The organism is Faecalibacterium sp. Marseille-Q4164, assembly GCF_017377545.1.
Taxonomy (GTDB): Bacteria; Bacillota; Clostridia; order Oscillospirales; family Ruminococcaceae; genus Faecalibacterium; species Faecalibacterium duncaniae.
This window is the reverse complement of the sequence record NZ_JAFREJ010000001.1, coordinates 486327-504439: the sequence shown is the minus strand read 5'-3', so window position 1 is coordinate 504439 and position 18113 is coordinate 486327. Positions and strand designations below refer to the sequence as shown.

17 protein-coding genes are annotated in these 18113 nt (G+C 58.5%); 11 read left to right on the top strand and 6 right to left on the bottom strand.

Annotation, left to right across the window (positions count from 1 at the left end; all coding sequences use genetic code 11):
* The 6 genes from J3352_RS02415 to nth all read right to left on the bottom strand — a co-directional run bounded on the left by J3352_RS02415 (window position 1) and on the right by nth (window position 4884).
* The gene (locus J3352_RS02415; protein ID WP_156065781.1) at window positions 1–2250 is read right to left on the bottom strand and encodes an ABC transporter ATP-binding protein; all 2250 of its coding nucleotides are present in this window, start codon (window positions 2248–2250) and stop codon (window positions 1–3) included.
* Window positions 2243–2743: a MarR family winged helix-turn-helix transcriptional regulator gene (locus J3352_RS02410; protein WP_156065779.1), complete on the bottom strand. Its 501-nt coding sequence runs from the start codon at window positions 2741–2743 to the stop codon at window positions 2243–2245. The genes J3352_RS02415 and J3352_RS02410 overlap by 8 nt, the downstream gene beginning before the upstream one ends.
* Window positions 2744–2895: 152 nt before the next feature.
* Complete coding sequence (locus tag J3352_RS02405) at window positions 2896–3402, bottom strand: DUF2812 domain-containing protein (RefSeq protein WP_097771920.1); 507 nt, start codon at window positions 3400–3402, stop codon at window positions 2896–2898.
* The gene (locus J3352_RS02400; protein WP_005934395.1) at window positions 3399–3716 is read right to left on the bottom strand and encodes a PadR family transcriptional regulator; all 318 of its coding nucleotides are present in this window, start codon (window positions 3714–3716) and stop codon (window positions 3399–3401) included. Before J3352_RS02400 ends, J3352_RS02405 begins: the two co-directional genes overlap by 4 nt.
* Window positions 3717–3853: 137 nt before the next feature.
* Window positions 3854–4186 (bottom strand): GlsB/YeaQ/YmgE family stress response membrane protein, encoded by a 333-nt coding sequence (locus tag J3352_RS02395; RefSeq protein WP_005934393.1) that lies wholly within the window; start codon window positions 4184–4186, stop codon window positions 3854–3856.
* A complete protein-coding gene (gene nth, locus J3352_RS02390) occupies window positions 4183–4884 on the bottom strand; it encodes an endonuclease III (RefSeq protein WP_005934391.1) in 702 nt (233 codons plus the stop codon). Before nth ends, J3352_RS02395 begins: the two co-directional genes overlap by 4 nt.
* Before the next feature lie 188 nt (window positions 4885–5072).
* Between nth and J3352_RS02385 the strand changes: the two genes are divergently transcribed.
* The 11 genes from J3352_RS02385 to J3352_RS02335 all read left to right on the top strand — a co-directional run bounded on the left by J3352_RS02385 (window position 5073) and on the right by J3352_RS02335 (window position 18086).
* Window positions 5073–6347: a replication-associated recombination protein A gene (locus J3352_RS02385; protein ID WP_005934388.1), complete on the top strand. Its 1275-nt coding sequence runs from the start codon at window positions 5073–5075 to the stop codon at window positions 6345–6347.
* Between the two features lie 23 nt (window positions 6348–6370).
* Window positions 6371–6757 (top strand): Fur family transcriptional regulator, encoded by a 387-nt coding sequence (locus J3352_RS02380; protein ID WP_005934387.1) that lies wholly within the window; start codon window positions 6371–6373, stop codon window positions 6755–6757.
* Window positions 6758–6857: 100 nt separating this feature from the next.
* On the top strand, window positions 6858–8240 hold the full coding sequence (gene miaB / locus J3352_RS02375) for a tRNA (N6-isopentenyl adenosine(37)-C2)-methylthiotransferase MiaB (RefSeq protein ID WP_005934386.1): 1383 nt from the start codon (window positions 6858–6860) through the stop codon (window positions 8238–8240).
* Between the two features lie 69 nt (window positions 8241–8309).
* Entirely contained in the window at window positions 8310–8717 is a 408-nt protein-coding gene (locus tag J3352_RS02370; protein WP_005934385.1) for a YlbF family regulator, read from the top strand.
* Window positions 8718–8837: 120 nt separating this feature from the next.
* Window positions 8838–11453, top strand: coding sequence for a DNA mismatch repair protein MutS (mutS, locus tag J3352_RS02365; RefSeq protein WP_097771180.1), 2616 nt, complete (start codon window positions 8838–8840; stop codon window positions 11451–11453).
* A gap of 39 nt (window positions 11454–11492) precedes the next feature.
* Window positions 11493–13643 (top strand): DNA mismatch repair endonuclease MutL, encoded by a 2151-nt coding sequence (mutL, locus tag J3352_RS02360; RefSeq protein WP_097771927.1) that lies wholly within the window; start codon window positions 11493–11495, stop codon window positions 13641–13643.
* A 13-nt stretch (window positions 13644–13656) separates the two neighbouring features.
* On the top strand, window positions 13657–14577 hold the full coding sequence (gene miaA, locus J3352_RS02355) for a tRNA (adenosine(37)-N6)-dimethylallyltransferase MiaA (RefSeq protein ID WP_097772320.1): 921 nt from the start codon (window positions 13657–13659) through the stop codon (window positions 14575–14577).
* A gap of 5 nt (window positions 14578–14582) precedes the next feature.
* Entirely contained in the window at window positions 14583–15890 is a 1308-nt protein-coding gene (locus J3352_RS02350; RefSeq protein ID WP_227610638.1) for an HlyD family efflux transporter periplasmic adaptor subunit, read from the top strand.
* Window positions 15891–15997: 107 nt separating this feature from the next.
* The gene (locus J3352_RS02345; RefSeq protein WP_035394461.1) at window positions 15998–16462 is read left to right on the top strand and encodes a cell division protein SepF; all 465 of its coding nucleotides are present in this window, start codon (window positions 15998–16000) and stop codon (window positions 16460–16462) included.
* On the top strand, window positions 16446–17267 hold the full coding sequence (locus J3352_RS02340) for an RNA-binding protein (protein ID WP_097771929.1): 822 nt from the start codon (window positions 16446–16448) through the stop codon (window positions 17265–17267). Before J3352_RS02345 ends, J3352_RS02340 begins: the two co-directional genes overlap by 17 nt.
* A gap of 21 nt (window positions 17268–17288) precedes the next feature.
* Window positions 17289–18086 carry a DivIVA domain-containing protein gene (locus J3352_RS02335; RefSeq protein WP_097771930.1) on the top strand — a complete coding sequence of 266 codons (798 nt, stop codon included), beginning with the start codon at window positions 17289–17291 and terminating at the stop codon, window positions 18084–18086.
* Window positions 18087–18113: the final 27 nt, after the last annotated feature.

Genomic DNA, 18113 nt, shown 5'->3' with positions numbered 1-18113 from the left:
TCACTCATCCTCCTTTCCGGTGTTCAGGTCTTGCAGGTTGAGCTCCTTCTGGCTCAGCTGGCTCCTGGCGATCTCCTGATATTCAGGGCAGGTGGCCATGAGCTGCGCGTGAGTGCCCTTGCCCACCAGCCTGCCGTCGTCCAGCACCAGGATCTGATTGGCGTGGAGGACGGTGGAAATGCGCTGTGCCACAATGATCACAGTGGCGTTGTCGGTCTCTTCCTTCAGCGCACGGCGCAGGGTGACATCCGTCTTGTAGTCAAGGGCAGAGAAGCTGTCGTCGAACAGATAGATCTTCGGCTCCTTGGCAATGGCACGGGCGATGGAGAGCCGCTGCTTCTGGCCGCCGGATACATTGGAGCCGCCCTGTGCAATGGGGCTTGCATAGCCCTCGGGCTTTGCGTCGATGAACTCGGTGGCCTGTGCGATGGAAGCCGCCTTCTTCATGCCCGCATCGGTGATCTGCGCACCGCCGAATTTCAGATTGCTCTCGATGGTGCCGCTGAACAGAATGCCCTTCTGGGGAACATAGCCCAAAAGGCTGTGGAGCTGCTCCTGCGGCATCTCCCGCACATCGATGCCATCAATGGTCACGCGGCCGCCGGTGACATCATAAAAGCGGGGGATGAGGTTGAGCAGGCTGGATTTGCCGCAGCCGGTGGAGCCGATGATGGCTGTGGTCTCGCCGGGGTTTGCGGTAAAGCTGATGTGCTCCAGCGCATCGCTGTCGGCACCGGGGAAGCGGAAGCTGACATCCTCGAACCGGACCACGCCATCCCATTCCTTCTTTTCAAGGGCGGGCTTTGCGGCGGCAGCGTCCGGATCATGGATGGAAGCCTTGGTGCGGCAGACCTCGTCGATACGGTCAGCGGCCACACCGGCACGGGGAAGCATCACGGCCACCATGGCCAGCATCAGGAAAGACATGACGATCTGCATGGTGTAGGTGATGAATGCGATCATCTCGCCTACCTGCATGTTTCCTGCATCCATGGCCTTGCCGCCGAACCAGACGATGAGCAGGCTGGTGCCGTTCATGATCAGGGTCATAAAGGGCATCATGGCCACCATGGCGCGGTTGGTGAACAGCTGGGTGCCCATCAGCTCCCGGCTGGCAGCATCAAAACGCTTTTCCTCAAAGGATTCGCGGCTGAATGCACGCACCGGCATCACGCCGGTCAGGATCTCGCGGCTGACGAGGTTCAGCTTGTCCACCAGCGTCTGCATAATCTTGAACTTGGGCATGGCGACGCTCATCAGAACCGTGATGAGCAGAAGCAGAGCGGCCACGTCCAGCACGATGATCCAGGCAAGGCCGGTGTTGCCCTGGGTGACGTGCATCACGCCGCCGATGCCCAGAATGGGAGCGTAGGCCACCATGCGCAGCAGGATGACACAGGTAAACTGCACCTGCTGGATATCATTGGTGGTGCGGGTGATCAGGGAAGCGGTGGAGAAATTCTCGATCTCTGCGTTGGAAAAATGGATGACCGAGGAGAAAGTCTCTCTGCGCAGCTCCCGGCCGATGGAAGCTGAGACGCGGGAGGCGATCAGGCCCACCAGAATGGCAACGACCACCATCAGCAGGGTCAGGGCCAGCATCTGGCCACCCACCCGGAAGAGGTAGGCCATCTGCACATCATGGGAAACGCCCTGTGCCTCATATTCCAGGCTGACCAGCAGAGTAGCCTGACTTGCCATGCTGGAAAGGGTGGTCTCGTCCACCTGTTCCATGGCGCTGGCCAGCTGCTGCTGGATCATTTCCCGTGAAAAGCCGGGCATCTGGGCCATGGCTGCGAACTGGGCACAAACGGCATCCAGATCTTCTGCCGTAGGAGCAGCGGTCATGGCTTCTGCTTCATCCCCGGCAGGGGCGTTGGCATTCTGCGCCGCCGCCATATACAGCACGATATCCGGTGTGGTAACGGCCTCCTCCAGAGCGGTACGCTCAGCATCGGTCAGGTCACTGCGGAGCTTCAGAACACCATCGTCCTGAAGATAATATCCGTAGGCATTCTGCAGTGCATCCGCATCCTCTTCGCTCATCAAAAGCGAGAGGGTATCCAGTGTGCTTTGGCGCACAGTCTCCGGCAGGGGGCTTTCAATGCCGCCCTGCTGGATGCCGGTGTCCACGATCCTGCTCGTGTAATCCGGCAGGGAAAGGTCGCAGTAGGCTTGCACGAACAGCAGAGCCACCACGGCAAGGCAGGCGGCCCAGTGGCGGGCCAGCTGCTTGAAAATTTTACCCATTTTCGTTTTCTCCCTTCAATTTTGCTTGTTGCTCCGCATTTTCCGCTTCCACAGCCTCCAGCAGTACACCGGTCAGGGAGAACAGCTGCTCCCGCTGCTCTTCCGGGATGCGGCAGATGACCCGCTCAAAGTAACGGCTGATGGCAGTTTCGACCTGGCGGCTGGCATCCAACCCCTTTTCCGTGGGGCGCACCAGCGTTTTGCGGCGGTCATTGGGGTCTGTGATCCGCTCAATGAGTCCATCCTGCTCCAGCTGGCGCAGCGCGCGGGAAACAGCGGGCAGGGGCTGTTTGACGGCGGCAGCCAGATCGGAAACATAGATGGTGCCATTCTGGCCATGCTCTTCAATGGTCATCAGCACGCCTTCCAGCATGATGAAATGACACTTGGGGCAGCTTTCCAGTGCCATTTTGGCACCGCGTTTGCCTTCTGTGCTCAGCCGATGCAGATAATGGACCACGGCGAACAGTTCCGGTGCGCTCTTCTGCGGCATACGAATCCTCCTTATCACTTGACGGATGCAAATACTTAACACATGATAACTATTTGCTAATGACAATAATATACCCGCCTGCATCGGAATGCAAGCGGGTAAAAATGAACTTTTTGAAAACTCTGAAGATCCTGCACATCAAGGAGAAAAAATCACTCGTGGAGCTGACGTTCTTCCACCAGACTCTCTCGTTTGCTGCTGATACGTCCCAGCCCGTAGGCCAAAAACGTGGCGCAAAGCAGGTTTAGCCATGCCAGTGATGCACCGCTGAAGGTGTTGGTAACGCCGATGAGAAGGTTTGCCAGACAGAGCAGCCTCACCATCTGTCCAATTTTGTTCAGGTGGGAGATACGGGAATCCACATCCGAAAACATATCAAAGGGACCTAGCTGGGCGCTGCGGCGGAAATATCCCCAACTGAAGCAATGCCCAACGCTCTGTGCTTCCAACTCTTCCATGAAACTTTCAAAATCCGGGGAACTGTCCAGCATGGCAAGCCGGATGATGTACTGGCCGGGTTCCGTCTTTTCAAAGGTGTAGGTGCAGAACCCGGCATTCTGCAGGGCCCAGCCCTCCTGCGCCATTTCGTTGAGCCAGCGTTCTTCTTTTTCAAATTCCCAGACCCAGAAATTCCGATGCAGCGTTTTTGTTTCACTCATACCTGTTCCTCCTGTAAAATGGCGCGGCCATTGGCAGCAAGCTCCTCCAGCCGGACCAGCTCCTGTTTGAGCACCTTCAGCCCGGCGGAGGTCAATTGGTATTCTTTTTTGCGGCTTCCGCTTTCCATGGGCAGGGGAGAGATCCACCCCTTTTCGCACAGGGCATTCAGGGCACCGTACAGGGTTCCGGCAGCCAGCCGTACCCTTCCGCCGGAGAGCTGCTGGGTTTCCTGCATGATGCCGTAGCCATGCTGCGGATGATAGAGGGAAAGCAGGATGTAGTAGGTGGATTCCGTCAGTGCCGGATGATCCATTATATCACCTCGCTTTGTATCGCTATGCGATATATCATGGATGCATTATATCGCTTCACGATATAACTGTCAAGGGGCTGAAAATAAAAAAGCTCTCCCGGAGGGGAGAGCAAAGACAAACAACCAGAGAAAACCGGTCAACGATCGTGGAACAGTCGGTTATCCACCCAGATGCAGACGCAGGCACCCAGTACCGAGATAACAAAGGAGCTGATGCTGCCGGTGGCATGGATGCCGATGAGGCCGAACAGGAACTCGCCCACAAAGCTGCCCAGAATGCCCAGCACGATGTTGCGGCCGGTGGAGGTCTGGGTGCCCATAAAGCGGTTGGCGATGTGACCGGCCAGAGCGCCTACCAGCACGCCCACGAGCAGGGAAGCCAGCAGGCCGATCAGAGAGAACAGGCCCATCAGCACGCCCACCAGAGCGCAGATCAGGGCAAGGACAATCAGGATAGACAAAGTGATCATACAGAAGCCTCCTTGGTTTCTTTTGTGGGAACGGCATTTTCTGCCGCGTACCGGCAGATGTCGTTCAGACAGCACTTTTCACATTCGGGTTTGCGGGCATTGCAGACAGCACGGCCATGCATCACAAAGCGGTGGCACAGGTCACTGCCTTCCTCCGGCGGAATGATCTTCCATAGGGCCATCTCCACCTTCTGCGGCTCCTTGATGCCATCCACCAGTCCGATTTTATTGCACAGCCGGATGCAGTGGGTGTCTGTGACGATGGCGGGCTTGCAGAACACATCACCCATGATCAGGTTGGCGCTCTTGCGGCCCACGCCGGGCAGTGCCAGCAGCTCTTCAAAGGTGGTGGGCACTTTGCAGTTGTATTTATCCCGCAGTACCCGCATACAGGCCGAGATATCCCGGGCCTTGCTACGGCCCAGCCCACAGGGCTTGACAATGGCTTCGATCTCATCGGGCTCTGCCGCAGCCAACGCTGCTACATTGGGGTATTTTGCAAACAAGTCCTGTACCACAATGTTCACCCGGGCATCGGTGCACTGAGCCGCCAGCCGGACACTGACCAGCAGCTGCCAGGCGTGGTCGTAATCCAGCGTGCAGGCTGCATCCGGATATTCTGTTTTCAGCCGGTCGATGACCTGGAGCGCCAGCTCCTTTTTGGCAGAGAGATCTTCTGCCGCAGCAGCTTTCTTCATCTGAACCCCTCGTTTCCCGTAAATGTACTATGATAATAGCATGTTTCGACTTTTTTGTAAATGGGGTTTGTGGCATCCATCTGAGAATGATTTTCATTATTGCTCTTGCTGTTCGTGTAAAAATGAGGTATACTATTTTTATATAAGGCCCATGCAGAACAGCAGGGCAGTACAGGAGGGAACGCCCGATGAATGAACCGCTGGCGCAGCGTATGCGCCCCAAAACGCTGGCCGAAGTCTGCGGCCAGCAGCATCTGCTGGCCCCGGGGCGGGTGTTCCGCCGCACCATCGAGAGCGGCCGCATCCCCAACATGATCTTTTACGGCCCGTCCGGCACTGGCAAGACCACCGTGGCCCGCATCATTGCCGAGAACAGCGGCATGACGCTGCACAAGCTCAACGGCACTTCCTGCGGCACGGGGGATATCAAGGCAGTGCTCAAGGATATCGGCACACTGGCCGGGGCGGGGGGCATCCTGCTGTACCTCGATGAGATCCAGTATCTGAACAAGAAGCAGCAGCAAAGCCTGCTGGAGTGCATTGAGGACGGAACTGTGACCTTGATCGCCTCCACCACTGAGAACCCATATTTTTACATTTATAATGCACTGCTTTCCCGCTGCACCGTGTTCGAGTTTAAATCGCTGACAGCTGCAGATGTGGAGCAGGGGCTGCGGAACGCCCTGAAAAAGCTTTCAGAGAGCGAGGGTACGCCCATCCGGATGGAGGACGATGCCTGTGCCTATCTTGCCGAGAGCGCGGGCGGCGATCTGCGCAAGGCACTGGGTTGCCTTGATTTTGCAGTGACGGCGGCGGCTCCCGAACCGGAGGGAAAACACATCACGCTGGACATGATCCAGCAGGTCACCCGCCGCACTGCCATGCGGTACGACCGGGACGGCGATGACCACTATGATATCGTGTCGGCTTACCAGAAATCCATGCGCGGCTCCGACCCGGATGCAGCGCTCCACTATCTGGCCCGGCTGCTGGAAGCCGGGGATCTGCCCTCTGCCTGCCGTCGGCTCATGGTGTGCGCCTGCGAGGATGTGGGCCTTGCCTACCCGCAGATCATCCCCATCGTCAAGGCGGCGGTGGATATCGCCAACGCGGTGGGCCTGCCCGAAGCGCGGCTGGCCCTGGCGGATGCAGTTGTGCTGGTGGCGACCAGCCCAAAATCCAACAGTGCCCATGATGCCATCAACGCCGCCATTGCGGATGTGCAGGCCGGGCGCACCGGGCCCATTCCCCGCCAGCTGCAGAACAAGCACTATGACGGCGAGGATGCGCTGGTAAAGGGCCAGAATTACAAGTATGCCCACGATTACCCCAACCACTGGGTCGAGCAGCAATATCTGCCGGATGTGCTCAAGAATACAAAATACTACACCTTTGGAGAAAACAAGAACGAGCAGGCCTCCCGCGCATATTGGGCGCGGATCAAGGGCGAAGAGAACGTATAAAGGGAAGAGAAGGAGAGAGGAAGATGCGTTATTCCAAACAGCGGGAGCTGGTGCTGCGCACCGTGGAGCAACTTTGCGACCACCCCACCGCCGAAGAGATCTTTGATAAGGCGGCCCCGGAGTGCCCGGGCCTGAGCCTGGGCACCGTTTACCGCAACCTGAACAGTCTGGTGGAGGCAGGCAGGGTGCGCCGGGTGTCCATTCCGGGCAGGGCGGATCGTTTTGATCACACCCTGTGCTGGCATAGCCACCTCTACTGTACAGCCTGCGGTGGCGTAGTGGATGCCGATGTGGATGAGAAACAGGTGATGAGGCTGGTGCGCCGCCAGAAGGATGTTGTGGTGCAGGACTGCGCTGTGGTGCTGTTCGGCCTGTGTGAAGCATGCGCCAAAAAGCAGGCAGAAGGCTGAATTGCCCCGAAGGATTCTGAAATTTGCGGTTTCCCACTTGCCCTTATGGCAGAAAGAGGGTATACTAAAAAGAGCTTTTGAAAAATAAGGATGGTTTTTATTGGAATACATTAACTTTGAACACAACGAAACGGCTGCGGAGCTGGTGCGTGCGGCTTACGACACCCCGCCGCTGGCCTTTGTACACAGCTATGGCTGTCAGCAGAACGTCAACGATGGCGAGCGCATCAAGGGCGTGCTGGTGGATATCGGCTACGGCCTGTGCGATAAGCCCGAGGATGCAGACCTCATCCTCTTCAACACCTGCGCCGTGCGTGAGCACGCCGAGCAGCGCGTGTTCGGCAATGTGGGTGCACTGAAGGGCCTGAAGGAGAAAAAGCGCGGCCTGATGATCGGCCTGTGCGGCTGTATGGCCAACCAGAAACATGTGGTGGAAAAGCTGCGCAAGAGCTATCCCTATGTCGATCTGGTCTTTGGCGTGGATGGCATCGATACGCTGCCCCAGCTCATTGCTCAGAAGCTGCAGAAGCATAAGCGCGTGCTGATGGAGCCTGCCCAGCGCCCGGTCATCGTGGAGAACATCCCCATCCGGCGCGAGAGTGAGTTCCGCGCCTGGCTGCCTATCATGTACGGCTGCGACAATTTCTGCACCTACTGCATCGTACCCTATGTGCGGGGCCGTGAGAAGAGCCGCAAGCCCGGCGATATCCTGGCGGAGTTCCGGGGGCTGGTGGAAGCAGGATACAAGGAGATCACTCTGCTGGGCCAGAACGTGAACAGCTACGGAAAGGGCCTGGAGGAACAGGTGGACTTTGCTGATCTGCTCAATCTGCTCTGCGCTGTGCCCGGCGATTACCAGATCCGCTTTATGACCAGCCACCCGAAGGATGCCAGCCACAAGCTGATCGATACCATTGCGGCCCAGCCCCACCTGTGCAAGCACCTGCACCTGCCGGTGCAGTGCGGCTCGGATGAATTGCTGAAAAAGATGAACCGCCATTACACCATCGGGCAGTACATGGAGCTGATCGAGTACGCCCGCAAAAAGGTGCCCGGCATCACCTTCTCCAGCGATATCATCGTGGGCTTCCCCGGGGAAACGGAGGAGGATTTCCAGGACACGCTGGAACTGGTGAAGAAAGTCGGCTACATGCAGCTGTTCACCTTTATCTACTCCAAGCGCACCGGCACCAAGGCAGCGGAAATGCCCGACCCCACCCCCCGCGCGGAAAAAACTGACCGGATGACCCGCCTGCTCAAGGTGCAGGACGAGATCGCAATGGATCTGGTCCGGCAGCAGGTGGGCCAGACTGTCCGGGTGCTGGTGGAAGGCTATGGCCGCAGCGACGGAACCCTCTCCGGCCGGTTGGACAACAACCTGACCGTGGAGTTTGCCGCTGACCCCGCCCTGATGGGCAGCTACGCACAGGTGCACCTGACCGGTGCCCGCGCCACTGTCCTGCTGGGCGAACTGGAAACGTGATCCCGGGGCACACCGGCCTCAATGATAATATAACTATAAAAACAAACACATCAAAGGAGATTTTTGATTATGGATTGCATCGATCTGTTCAAGCGCGCCGCCATGGCACTGCAGACTGACCCCCGTTACCTGGCTTTGGATCAGGCCCGCAAGGCAAACGACAAGGATGAGGAGCTGCAGAATCTCATCGGGGAGTTCAATCTGGCCCGCATGGATCTGAACAACGAGATCAGCAAGAGCGAGCGCAGTGATGAGCGCATCGCCGAGCTGAACACCAAGGTCAACGACCTGTACGGCAAGATCATGGCTGACGAGGGTATGACTGCTTACAACGAGGCAAAGCGCGACTGCGAGAACCTGGTCAACTACATTGATGCCATCATCAACACCGCAATGAACGGCGGCGACCCCATGACCGTGCAGGAGCCCAGTGAATCCTGCACCGGCAGCTGCTCCACCTGCGGAGGCTGCCACTAACAGGTAAAATGAGAACGCGGCTGCAAATCGCAGGCCGCGTTTTCCTTCCATTCGCAGTTACTTACTGCAAACCGACGGAAAGAAGCAAAGCGGCATAGCCCGCAGGAAAGGTGAACGATTATGGCAGAACTGTCGCCCATGATGCAGCAGTATATGGACATCAAGAAGCAGTATAAGGACGAGATCCTGTTTTACCGCATCGGCGACTTTTACGAGATGTTCTTTGACGATGCGCTGACCGCCTCCCGGGAGCTGGACCTGACCCTGACGGGCAAGCAGTGCGGCATGGAAGAGCGTGCCCCCATGTGCGGCGTGCCCTTCCACAGCTACGAGGGCTATGTGGCCCGCCTGATCGCCAAGGGATACAAGGTGGCGATCTGTGAGCAGATGGAGGACCCGTCCAAGGCAAAGGGACTGGTCAAGCGCGATATCATCCGGGTGGTCACGCCGGGCACTGTCATCGAGAGCAGTATGCTGCAGGATGACAAAAACAACTACATTGCAAGCATTTTTCTGAAAGGAAATGCGGCGGGCATCTGTTTTGCCGATGTTTCCACCGGCACGGCCCACATCACCGAGCTGAAACGGGAGAAGATCGTGCCTGCCGTGATCGCGGAGCTCTGCCGCTACCATCCCAGCGAGGTGCTGATGAATCCCGGAATGCTGGACTGCCGTGAGCTGACCGGCTATATCAAAAAGAATATGACCTGCTCTGTGGAGCTGGTGGAAGAGGAACGCTACGCCCCGGGTCTGGTGGCCATCTCGCTGGAAAACCAGTTTGGCCGCAATTGGGATGAGACGACCTCTATTGATAAAAAAGGTCTGGTGCGGTTTGCCATGGCCGCACTTCTGGAATACCTGCACACCACCCAGATCAAAGGTGTGGAGCGCCTGAAGACCGTCATCAGCTACAACGAAGCCCAGTATATGCAGCTTTCGCCTGTGACGCGGGCCAACCTTGAACTCACCGAGACCCTGCGGGGCCGCGAGAAGCGGGGAACCCTGCTCTGGGTGCTGGACAAGACCAGCACTGCCATGGGCAAGCGGCTGCTCCGCACCTGGATTGAGCAGCCGCTGCTTTCCAGCGATGCCATCAACCACCGTCTGGATGCTGTGGAAAGCCTGGTCAACCAAACCGTACAGCGCGGCGATCTGATCGAAGAACTGCATTACATCGCTGATCTGGAGCGTATGATGACCCGCACGGTCTACGGTTCAGCCACGCCCAAAGAGATCTATGCCATGGCACAGACCTGTGAGCGCCTGCCCAGCCTGCGCCAGCAGGCCGAAAGCTGCGGCTGTGCCGAGCTCAGCGAAATCGTCTCCAGGATCGACCCGCTGAGCGATATCAAGGACAAGATCTATGCCGCTGTGGACCCTGACGCACCTTCTACCCTGAAGGATGGTGGTGTCATTGCCAAGGGCTACCACCCCGAGGTGGACGAGCTGCGTTCCATCCGCGATAACACCAAGGGCGTGCTGGCTCAGCTCGAGACCCGTCTGCGGCAGGAGACCGGCATCCCCAAGCTGAAGATCGGCTATAACCACGTGTTTGGCTATTTCATCGAGGTCAGCAACTCTTATAAGGCACAGGTGCCGGAGAGCTACATCCGCAAGCAGACCCTGACCACCGGCGAACGCTACATCACCCAAGAGCTCAAGGAGCTGGAAAATAAGATCCTGGGTGCTCACGAGCGGCTGATCGCTCTGGAACACCGGCTGTTCAATGAGCTGCTGGAAAGCATTGGTGCCCAGCTCGACCGCATCCAGCGTACAGCCAACGCCGTGGCAGAGCTGGACGTGCTGGCCGCTCTGGCTCAGGTGGCAGCAGAAAACAACTACTGCCGCCCCACTGTGGATGAGAGCGACCAGCTGACCATCGTGGAGGGCCGCCACCCTGTGGTGGAGCAGATGCTCAAGGGCAGTCTGTTCGTACCCAACGATACCACCCTGAACTGCGGCGAAGATCGCTGCCTCATCATCACCGGCCCTAACATGGCGGGCAAATCGACCTATATGCGCCAGAATGCGCTGATTGCCCTGATGGCACAGATCGGTTCCTTTGTTCCGGCCAGAGAGTGCCATGTGGGTGTAGTGGATGCCATCTTTACCCGTATCGGCGCGTCGGATGACCTTTCGGCAGGTCAGTCCACTTTTATGGTGGAGATGACCGAGGTGGCAGAGATTCTGAAGAACGCTACCTCCCGCAGTCTGGTGGTGCTGGATGAGATCGGGCGCGGCACGTCCACCTTTGACGGCATGAGCATTGCCCGCGCCGTGGTGGAGCACATCAGCGACCCTGCCAAGGGACTGGGCTGCAAAACCCTCTTTGCCACCCATTACCACGAGCTGACAGACCTTGAGGGCACCATCAGCGGCGTGAAAAATTACAACATTGCGGTGAAAAAGCGGGGTGAGGACATCACCTTCCTGCGCCGCATCGTCCGCGGCCCTGCCGATGACAGCTATGGCATTGAGGTGGCAAAGCTGGCCGGTCTGCCCGGCACCGTGACCCGCCGCGCCCACGAAGTGCTGCGCGCACTGGAAGCCACTGCCCCCAAGAACAAGGTGGAGCAGATGGACTTTGACGCGCTGCAGGAGTATAACTCTCCCGCAGTGCCCAGCGAGGTGCTGGAAAAACTGGATGCGCTGGATGTGGAAACGCTGACCCCCATTGAAGCGCTGAATTTCCTGTACGAGCTGAAAAAGACCTTGAAGGGCAGCCTGAACGGCTGATTTCCTGAAAAATCCTAAAAAACAGGGGAGGGAACGAATATGGCAGTCATCCATGTTCTGGACAAGCACACGGCGGAGCTCATTGCAGCCGGTGAGGTGGTGGAGCGGCCTGCTTCCGTGGTGAAGGAGCTGCTGGAAAACGCCATCGATGCCGGGGCAAGCCAGATCACCGTGACCATTGAATCAGGCGGCGTGAAGCTGATCGAGATCAGCGACAACGGTTCGGGCATTGAAGCAGAGTATATCCCTACGGCATTCATCCGCCACGCCACCAGTAAGATCCGGACGGAGGATGATCTGAACCATATCCACACCCTGGGCTTCCGTGGAGAAGCGCTGGCTTCCATTGCCAGCGTGGCGCGGGTAGAAGTACTGACCCGTACTGAGAACGACGAGTGCGCCTCCGTCTACCGCATCGAGGGCGGCGAGGATTATCCGCTGGAGCCCGGTGCACGCGGCGTGGGCACTACCATCCGGGTGCAGGATCTGTTCTACAACACCCCGGCCCGGATGAAGTTCCTCAAAAAGGATTCCAGTGAGGGTACCTTTGTGGCGGATATTGTGGCCCATGTGGCCCTGAGCCACCCCGAGGTCAGCTTCAAGTTTGTCCGGGAGGGTAAGCTGCAGTATGTCACCCCCGGTGACGGCAAGCTGCGCAGTGCCGCCTACGCGGTGCTGGGCCGGGAATTCAGCCGTGACCTCATGGAGCTGGACAATCAGGAGGGGGTCTACCGGGTGTGGGGCCTCATCACCCAGCCCAGGAGCTGCCGCGCCAGCCGCAGTATGCAGTATTTCTATATCAATGGGCGCTATGTCCGCAACCGCACCATGATGGCAGCCATGGAAACAGCGTTCAAAGGCACCACGATGCAGGGCAAGTTCCCTGGAGGAATCTTGCTTCTGGAAATGCCCGCTGACCTTGTGGATGTCAATGTCCACCCGGCCAAGACTGAGGTACGCTTTGCCCGGGAAAACGATATCTTTGACCTCGTTTATCACGCTGTCAAGCTGGCACTGGCCCAACCGGGCACCGGAGAGCGGCGTTTCGCCTTTGAAGAGGATAAAAAAGATGAAGAATCCAACAAATCGGAAATAAATGATAACGCGGCAGAAAATGATGTAAAGAAGAATAACTTTACAGGGCTTTCTGCCATCATTCCGGGCCAGGCTGAGCCGGGAACGCTCCATGAGCATACCCCTCAGCCCCAGCGGAGCTTCCGGAGCTTCACTCCGGCACCGGCAGCAGCACCGCCGTCCCGTCCGGCACCTGCAAACCACCCGGATATCCTGCCTGCGCCGGGCACTGCCGAGGAAAAGCCGACAGAGCACAGCTGGACAACGGTTGCATCGGGCTTGCCCATCCGGCAGGATGCCACCCTGCACAGCCCGGCACCAGCTCCCACGGAGAGTGAGCCTGAAGCACCCGCCTTTGCCGCAGCGCTGGGAGAAGGTGCATTGGACATTGAGCCGGACGGCGTAGATCTGCCCGAACATCAGGACCACATGGCGGCATGGGATCCTGCCCCCAAGGAGGAAATGCCTGCCGCCCCAGCTCCGCAGCAGACCTTTGCTGCCGAGGATACGCCGGAACAGTTGGGCTTTGACGTGCAGGAAGGTCCTGCCCCTCTGCGCTATGTGGGTGAGATCTTCAAGACCTACATCCTCGCTGAGCGCGGGGAAGAGATCTGCATCATTGATAAGCATGCCGCCCACGAGCGTCAGCTCTTCGAAAAACTGGCGGCAGACTATGGGGATGTTCCAGCCCAGCTGCTGCTGGAGCCGCTGGTGGTGGAGCTGTCGGCGGAGGAAAAGACTGCCCTCCTCTCCAACCTTGAGCTGCTGGAAAGCGCAGGACTGGAGATCGATGACTTTGGCGGCAACAGCGTGTTCCTGCGCTCTGTGCCCGCGGATGTGGAACAGGGCAGTGCCGAGGATCTGCTGGTGGAGCTGGCGGATAAGCTCTCCAAGGGCAGCCGAGATGCCCTGAGCGAAAAGACCGAGTGGGTGCTCCATTCCATCTCCTGCCGCGCGGCCATCAAGGCGGGGGATAAGACCTCCCCGCAGGAGCTGATGGCACTGGCCGAAAAGATCCTCTCGGGCGAGGTGCCGCCCTTCTGCCCCCATGGTCGGCCTTGTGTCCTTAAATTGACCCGGAAGGAGCTGGAAAAGCAGTTTGGACGGATCGTGTAACAAAAAGCACCCGGTGCTGGCCGTGGTCGGCCCCACGGCTTCCGGCAAGACCGCGCTGGGCGTTGCGCTGGCCGAGCAGTTCGGCGGGGAGATCATCAGCGCCGATTCGATGCAGATCTACAAAGGGCTTGATGTGGGCACCGCCAAGGTGACCCCCGAGGAGACTCGCGGCATTCCGCACCATGGGGTGGATATCCTGCAGCCTGATGAACCGTTCAGCGTGGCAGATTTCACCGCGCTGGCCGGAGCGCTGGAGCATGAGATCTCCGGCAGAGGACATCTGCCCATCCTCGTGGGCGGCACCGGGCTCTATGTCCAGAGCTTTTTGTATGGTGTCCGCTTTGCTGCTGAGAAAACGCCGGACGGTTTGCGGGAACAGCTGGCCGCAGAACTGACCCAAAAGGGTCCGGAAGCCATGTATGCGGAGCTGCAGGCAGTGGACCCCGAAGCGGCGGCGGCCATCCATCCGAACAACCATGTCCGGGTGCTGCGGGCGCTGGAGCATTACCGCGCCACCGGCAAAAAGCTCAGTGAGCAGAAAGCTGACTCACTCCCGCCCGAAAAGCCCTACCGTTCTCTGATCCTTGGGCTGGATTTCCCGGAGCGCGCCCAGCTCTACCGCCGCATCGACCTGCGAGTGGATCAGATGATGGAGCAGGATCTGCTGAACGAGGCAAAACATGTGTGGGAACACCGGGATACTTATAAGACGGCGGCCCAAGCCATCGGATATAAAGAATTCTTCCCCTACTTTGCGGGGGAGAGCGCGCTTGCCCCTTGTGTGGAGAAGCTGAAACAGGCTTCCCGCAACTATGCCAAGCGCCAGCTGACCTGGTTCCGCCACATGGAAGGCATCTGCTGGCTGGATGCCTCGGCTCCGGATGTCCGGGAACAGGCCGCATGTCTCACAAATGAATTTTTAGCGAAAGGATGAGCGATATGCAGGAAGAAAACCGCGAGGGCATTTCCGGCGCACTGAAAACGCTGGCCGCTGTCGTTATCGTGTTTTTGCTGCTGGCGGCATTGTATGTGGGCTATCAGGCAATGCAGGTGCTGTTTCCGCCCAATACCTACGAGACCGCCCTGCTGGCTACGGTGGAGGACACTGTGGATGCCGAAGGCGTGCTTCTGTTCGAGGAAAGCTACGTTGCGGGCGGCGGCACGCTGGGGTATCTGGTGGCAGATGGCGAGCGTGTTTCGGCAGGCACAGCGGTGGCTGAGATCTACAGCGATGCAGCGCAGGCCACCCTGCGCCAGCAGCTGACCCAGATCAATGACCAGATCGACCTGCTGCAGCGCTCCCAGAACACCACTTCGGTGCAGCTGGAATCCCTGCGCAAGAACCGTTCCGCTGCTCTGTACGACCTGATGGATTCGCTGGATGCAGGGGACTACGAGGATACCGATGCGGAGAAGGAAAATTACATTCTGGCCCAGAACAAGCTTTGGGTCATCACCGGCGAGGTGGCCAGCTTCTCCGACCAGATCACCGCGCTGACCCAGCAGGCCGCCACGGTGCAGTCCCAGCTGGGCAATCCGTCCCAGATCACGGCCCCGCAGACGGGCTATTTCATCCGCAGCTCCAGTTCCGGGCGGCTGAACGCAGGTTCTGCCGATATCCTTGCGCTGGATGCAGCCAACCTGAAAGCTTACGTTGAATCCTCTCCGGAGATCGCGCTGGACGGCTGCGCGGGAAAGATCGTTTCGGGCTTTACCTGGTACTATGCCGGGGTGTGCTCGGCCAAACAGGCGGAAAAGCTGCTGGGCAGGGACGGCAAGCCCTTGACCAAGAGCGTTGAGATCCGCTTTCCCGGTCAGGTGGAAACGCCCCTCAAGGCAAAGGTCAGCGAGGTGAACATCGATGCGGAAAACGACATTGCCCGCTTCGTCCTCTCCTGCGAGATCATCAACGGCGATGTGCTCCGGCTGAACTGTGCCGATGCCCAAATCATCGTGGGGCGCAACACCGGCCTGCGGGTGCCTGCTGCTGCGGTGCACTACCTCAAGGAGGACGGCTCCGAGGCAGAGGGTCAGGGCGAGAACTACATCCCCGGCGTGTATGTGAAGTACGGCAACCTGGCCCGCTTCTGCCGCATCGACCCTGTGGACGATGCCCATCCGCAGATCACGGATGGCGATGACCTCATCGTTTTGCCCAGCGGAACGGCTGGTTCTGTCAGTCAGGTTCGGCTTTATGACGAGATTATTGTCTCCGGACAAAATTTGTATGATGGAAAACTTTTGTAGTTATTGACATCTGCGGCAAAAAATCCGATAATAGTAAAAGCTATTTGCATCTCTTTTGCAAAAGGCGCCAGGCAGCTGCGGCTGCCCGAATGAAAGGAGCAGATACTATGTCTTTCGTGGATAGTCTCAAAAAGGGCCTTTTCGGCGGTGAGGACGATTACGACGATCAGTACATCGACGATGGCCCCCAGATGGTGAACAACAACAGCGGTCTCGGCGTTGGCATGGACGATGCAGAGGAAGAGCCGGTGGAGGGTGCCCAGAAGAAGAACAAGGTGGTCAACATCCACGCCACCACCCAGCTCAAGGTCGTTCTGGTAAAGCCCGAGCGCTTTGAGGATGCCAGCACCATTGCAGACCACCTGAACAACAAGCGCACGGTCGTGCTGAATCTGGAGTCTACCAACAAGGAAGTTTCCCGCCGTCTGGTGGATTTCCTGTCCGGTGTGGCTTACGCCAACAACGGCCAGATCAAGCGCGTTGCCAACAGCACCTTCATCATTACCCCGTACAACGTGGACATTATGGGCGATCTGCTGGACGAGCTGGAGAACAATGGCGCGTTCTATTGATCCTGCTCCCAGGGCAGTGCGGGGCTTTGTGCCCGCCCGCACCGATGAAGAGCGCTTTTTGATGCGCCATGTAGAAGATCTGGCCCGCGCGGCCGAGGGACGCGGCATTGCCCGCTACTCCGGCTTTTTGAGCGACAGGGAACAGGATCTGGCCCGCGCGGCGCTGAACCGTGCCGATGTGCCGGAGAGCGACCATCATTTTGAGGGCGGCTGGCCCGGAGCAGAGCGGAAGCTGCTCTGCCTGGAGCCGGAGGGCTGCTACCCTGCAAGCCCGCTGTGCTGTGTGAAGCTGACCTGTCACACCCTTTCCGGGGCGGTACTGCCGGGCCACAAGGATTATCTGGGCAGCCTGATGGGGCTGGAGCTGCGGCGTGAAGCGCTGGGAGATATCGTGCTTCCGGCCGATACGCCGGGCACTGCCTATGTCTTTGCGCTGGAAACGGCGGGGGAGCTCATCTGCCGGGAACTGCTGCAGGTGGGCCGGACAGAGGTCATCACCACGCTGCTTTCGCTGGATGAGGTACCCGAATTCCCGCAGGCAGAGCGCAAAACGCAGACAGCCACCGTGTCCTCTTTGCGGCTGGACGCTGTGCTTGCGGCCATGCTCCATTGCAGCCGCGGGCAGGCGTGTGAGTGGATCGCGGCGGGCCGGGTGGAGATCAACCACCTGCCTGCAGAGAGCGCCCACGCCCCGGTGTATGAGGGTGATGTGTTCACGGTGCGCGGCAAGGGGCGCTTTGGCCTGACGGCCCTGCCCGGAAAAAGCAAAAAAGACCGATCGATCATCGAGTTTTTTCAATATTGAATAAAAAGGGAGGAAACCACTATGCTGACCCCGCAGGATGTGCGTGCTGCACAGTTTGAAAAGAACATCCGCGGCTACCGGACCGAAGAGGTGGACCGTTTCCTGGATAAAGTAGAGGAGCAGCTGAAGCAGGATGAAGATCAGGCTGAGGAGCTGCGCCGCCAGATCGCTGAGCTGACCGCCGAGAATCAGCGTCTGCACAAGGAAATGGAGAGCTACGAGGCTGACGGCGATATGCTCAAGAGCGCGCTGATCAATGCCCAGCGGATGGGTGAGAATGTCATCCGGGAAGCAAACCAGAAGTCGGAAGAGATCCTGCATCGCGCAAATCTGCGCGGTGATGATATTATCCGTGATGCCAACGAGCTGCTGCAAAAGGCAAGTGACCGTGCGGATGAGATCATCAACGAGGCAAACGAGAAAAAGCTTGCCCAGGAGCGCGAGTATGACCGCGTCCGGCTGGAAGTGACCCGCTTCAAGTCCGATGTGCTGAACCTGTACCGCAGCCATGTTGAGTCTCTGAGCCGCCTGCCTGAGTTCCAGAAAGAGGAGCCCGCAGAGGATGTTCCTGCCGAGGATGAGGCGGCAGCTGCCGAGACCACTGCCGCCGCTGTGACCGAGGAGATCGCCGAGGCACAGCCCGCTGCAGCGGATGTGGATGCTGAGGACGAGACCCCTGCGGATGAAAAGACCAGCGAGGAGTTCTGGGCACAGGACGAGAGCCAGCTCAAGCTCGACCCGCCCCCGGCCCCTGCCGCCGAGGATGAGGCTGCAGCGCCGGACTACGCCGCTTTTAAGGGCGTGAAGTTCAGCGAGTGATCCCAAAGCGTTTTAGTAAATTAGAGG

What these genes read in the sequence shown, in the direction of transcription:
- J3352_RS02415 (WP_156065781.1), bottom strand. Translation starts at nt 2,250, where the DNA reads ATGGGTAAAATTTTCAAGCAGCTGGCCCGCCACTGGGCCGCCTGCCTT.
- J3352_RS02410 (WP_156065779.1), bottom strand. Translation starts at nt 2,743, where the DNA reads ATGCCGCAGAAGAGCGCACCGGAACTGTTCGCCGTGGTCCATTATCTG.
- J3352_RS02405 (WP_097771920.1), bottom strand. Translation starts at nt 3,402, where the DNA reads ATGAGTGAAACAAAAACGCTGCATCGGAATTTCTGGGTCTGGGAATTT.
- J3352_RS02400 (WP_005934395.1), bottom strand. Translation starts at nt 3,716, where the DNA reads ATGGATCATCCGGCACTGACGGAATCCACCTACTACATCCTGCTTTCC.
- J3352_RS02395 (WP_005934393.1), bottom strand. Translation starts at nt 4,186, where the DNA reads ATGATCACTTTGTCTATCCTGATTGTCCTTGCCCTGATCTGCGCTCTG.
- nth (WP_005934391.1), bottom strand. Translation starts at nt 4,884, where the DNA reads ATGAAGAAAGCTGCTGCGGCAGAAGATCTCTCTGCCAAAAAGGAGCTG.
- J3352_RS02385 (WP_005934388.1), top strand. Translation starts at nt 5,073, where the DNA reads ATGAATGAACCGCTGGCGCAGCGTATGCGCCCCAAAACGCTGGCCGAA.
- J3352_RS02380 (WP_005934387.1), top strand. Translation starts at nt 6,371, where the DNA reads ATGCGTTATTCCAAACAGCGGGAGCTGGTGCTGCGCACCGTGGAGCAA.
- J3352_RS02370 (WP_005934385.1), top strand. Translation starts at nt 8,310, where the DNA reads ATGGATTGCATCGATCTGTTCAAGCGCGCCGCCATGGCACTGCAGACT.
- mutS (WP_097771180.1), top strand. Translation starts at nt 8,838, where the DNA reads ATGGCAGAACTGTCGCCCATGATGCAGCAGTATATGGACATCAAGAAG.
- mutL (WP_097771927.1), top strand. Translation starts at nt 11,493, where the DNA reads ATGGCAGTCATCCATGTTCTGGACAAGCACACGGCGGAGCTCATTGCA.
- J3352_RS02350 (WP_227610638.1), top strand. Translation starts at nt 14,583, where the DNA reads ATGCAGGAAGAAAACCGCGAGGGCATTTCCGGCGCACTGAAAACGCTG.
- J3352_RS02345 (WP_035394461.1), top strand. Translation starts at nt 15,998, where the DNA reads ATGTCTTTCGTGGATAGTCTCAAAAAGGGCCTTTTCGGCGGTGAGGAC.
- J3352_RS02340 (WP_097771929.1), top strand. Translation starts at nt 16,446, where the DNA reads ATGGCGCGTTCTATTGATCCTGCTCCCAGGGCAGTGCGGGGCTTTGTG.
- J3352_RS02335 (WP_097771930.1), top strand. Translation starts at nt 17,289, where the DNA reads ATGCTGACCCCGCAGGATGTGCGTGCTGCACAGTTTGAAAAGAACATC.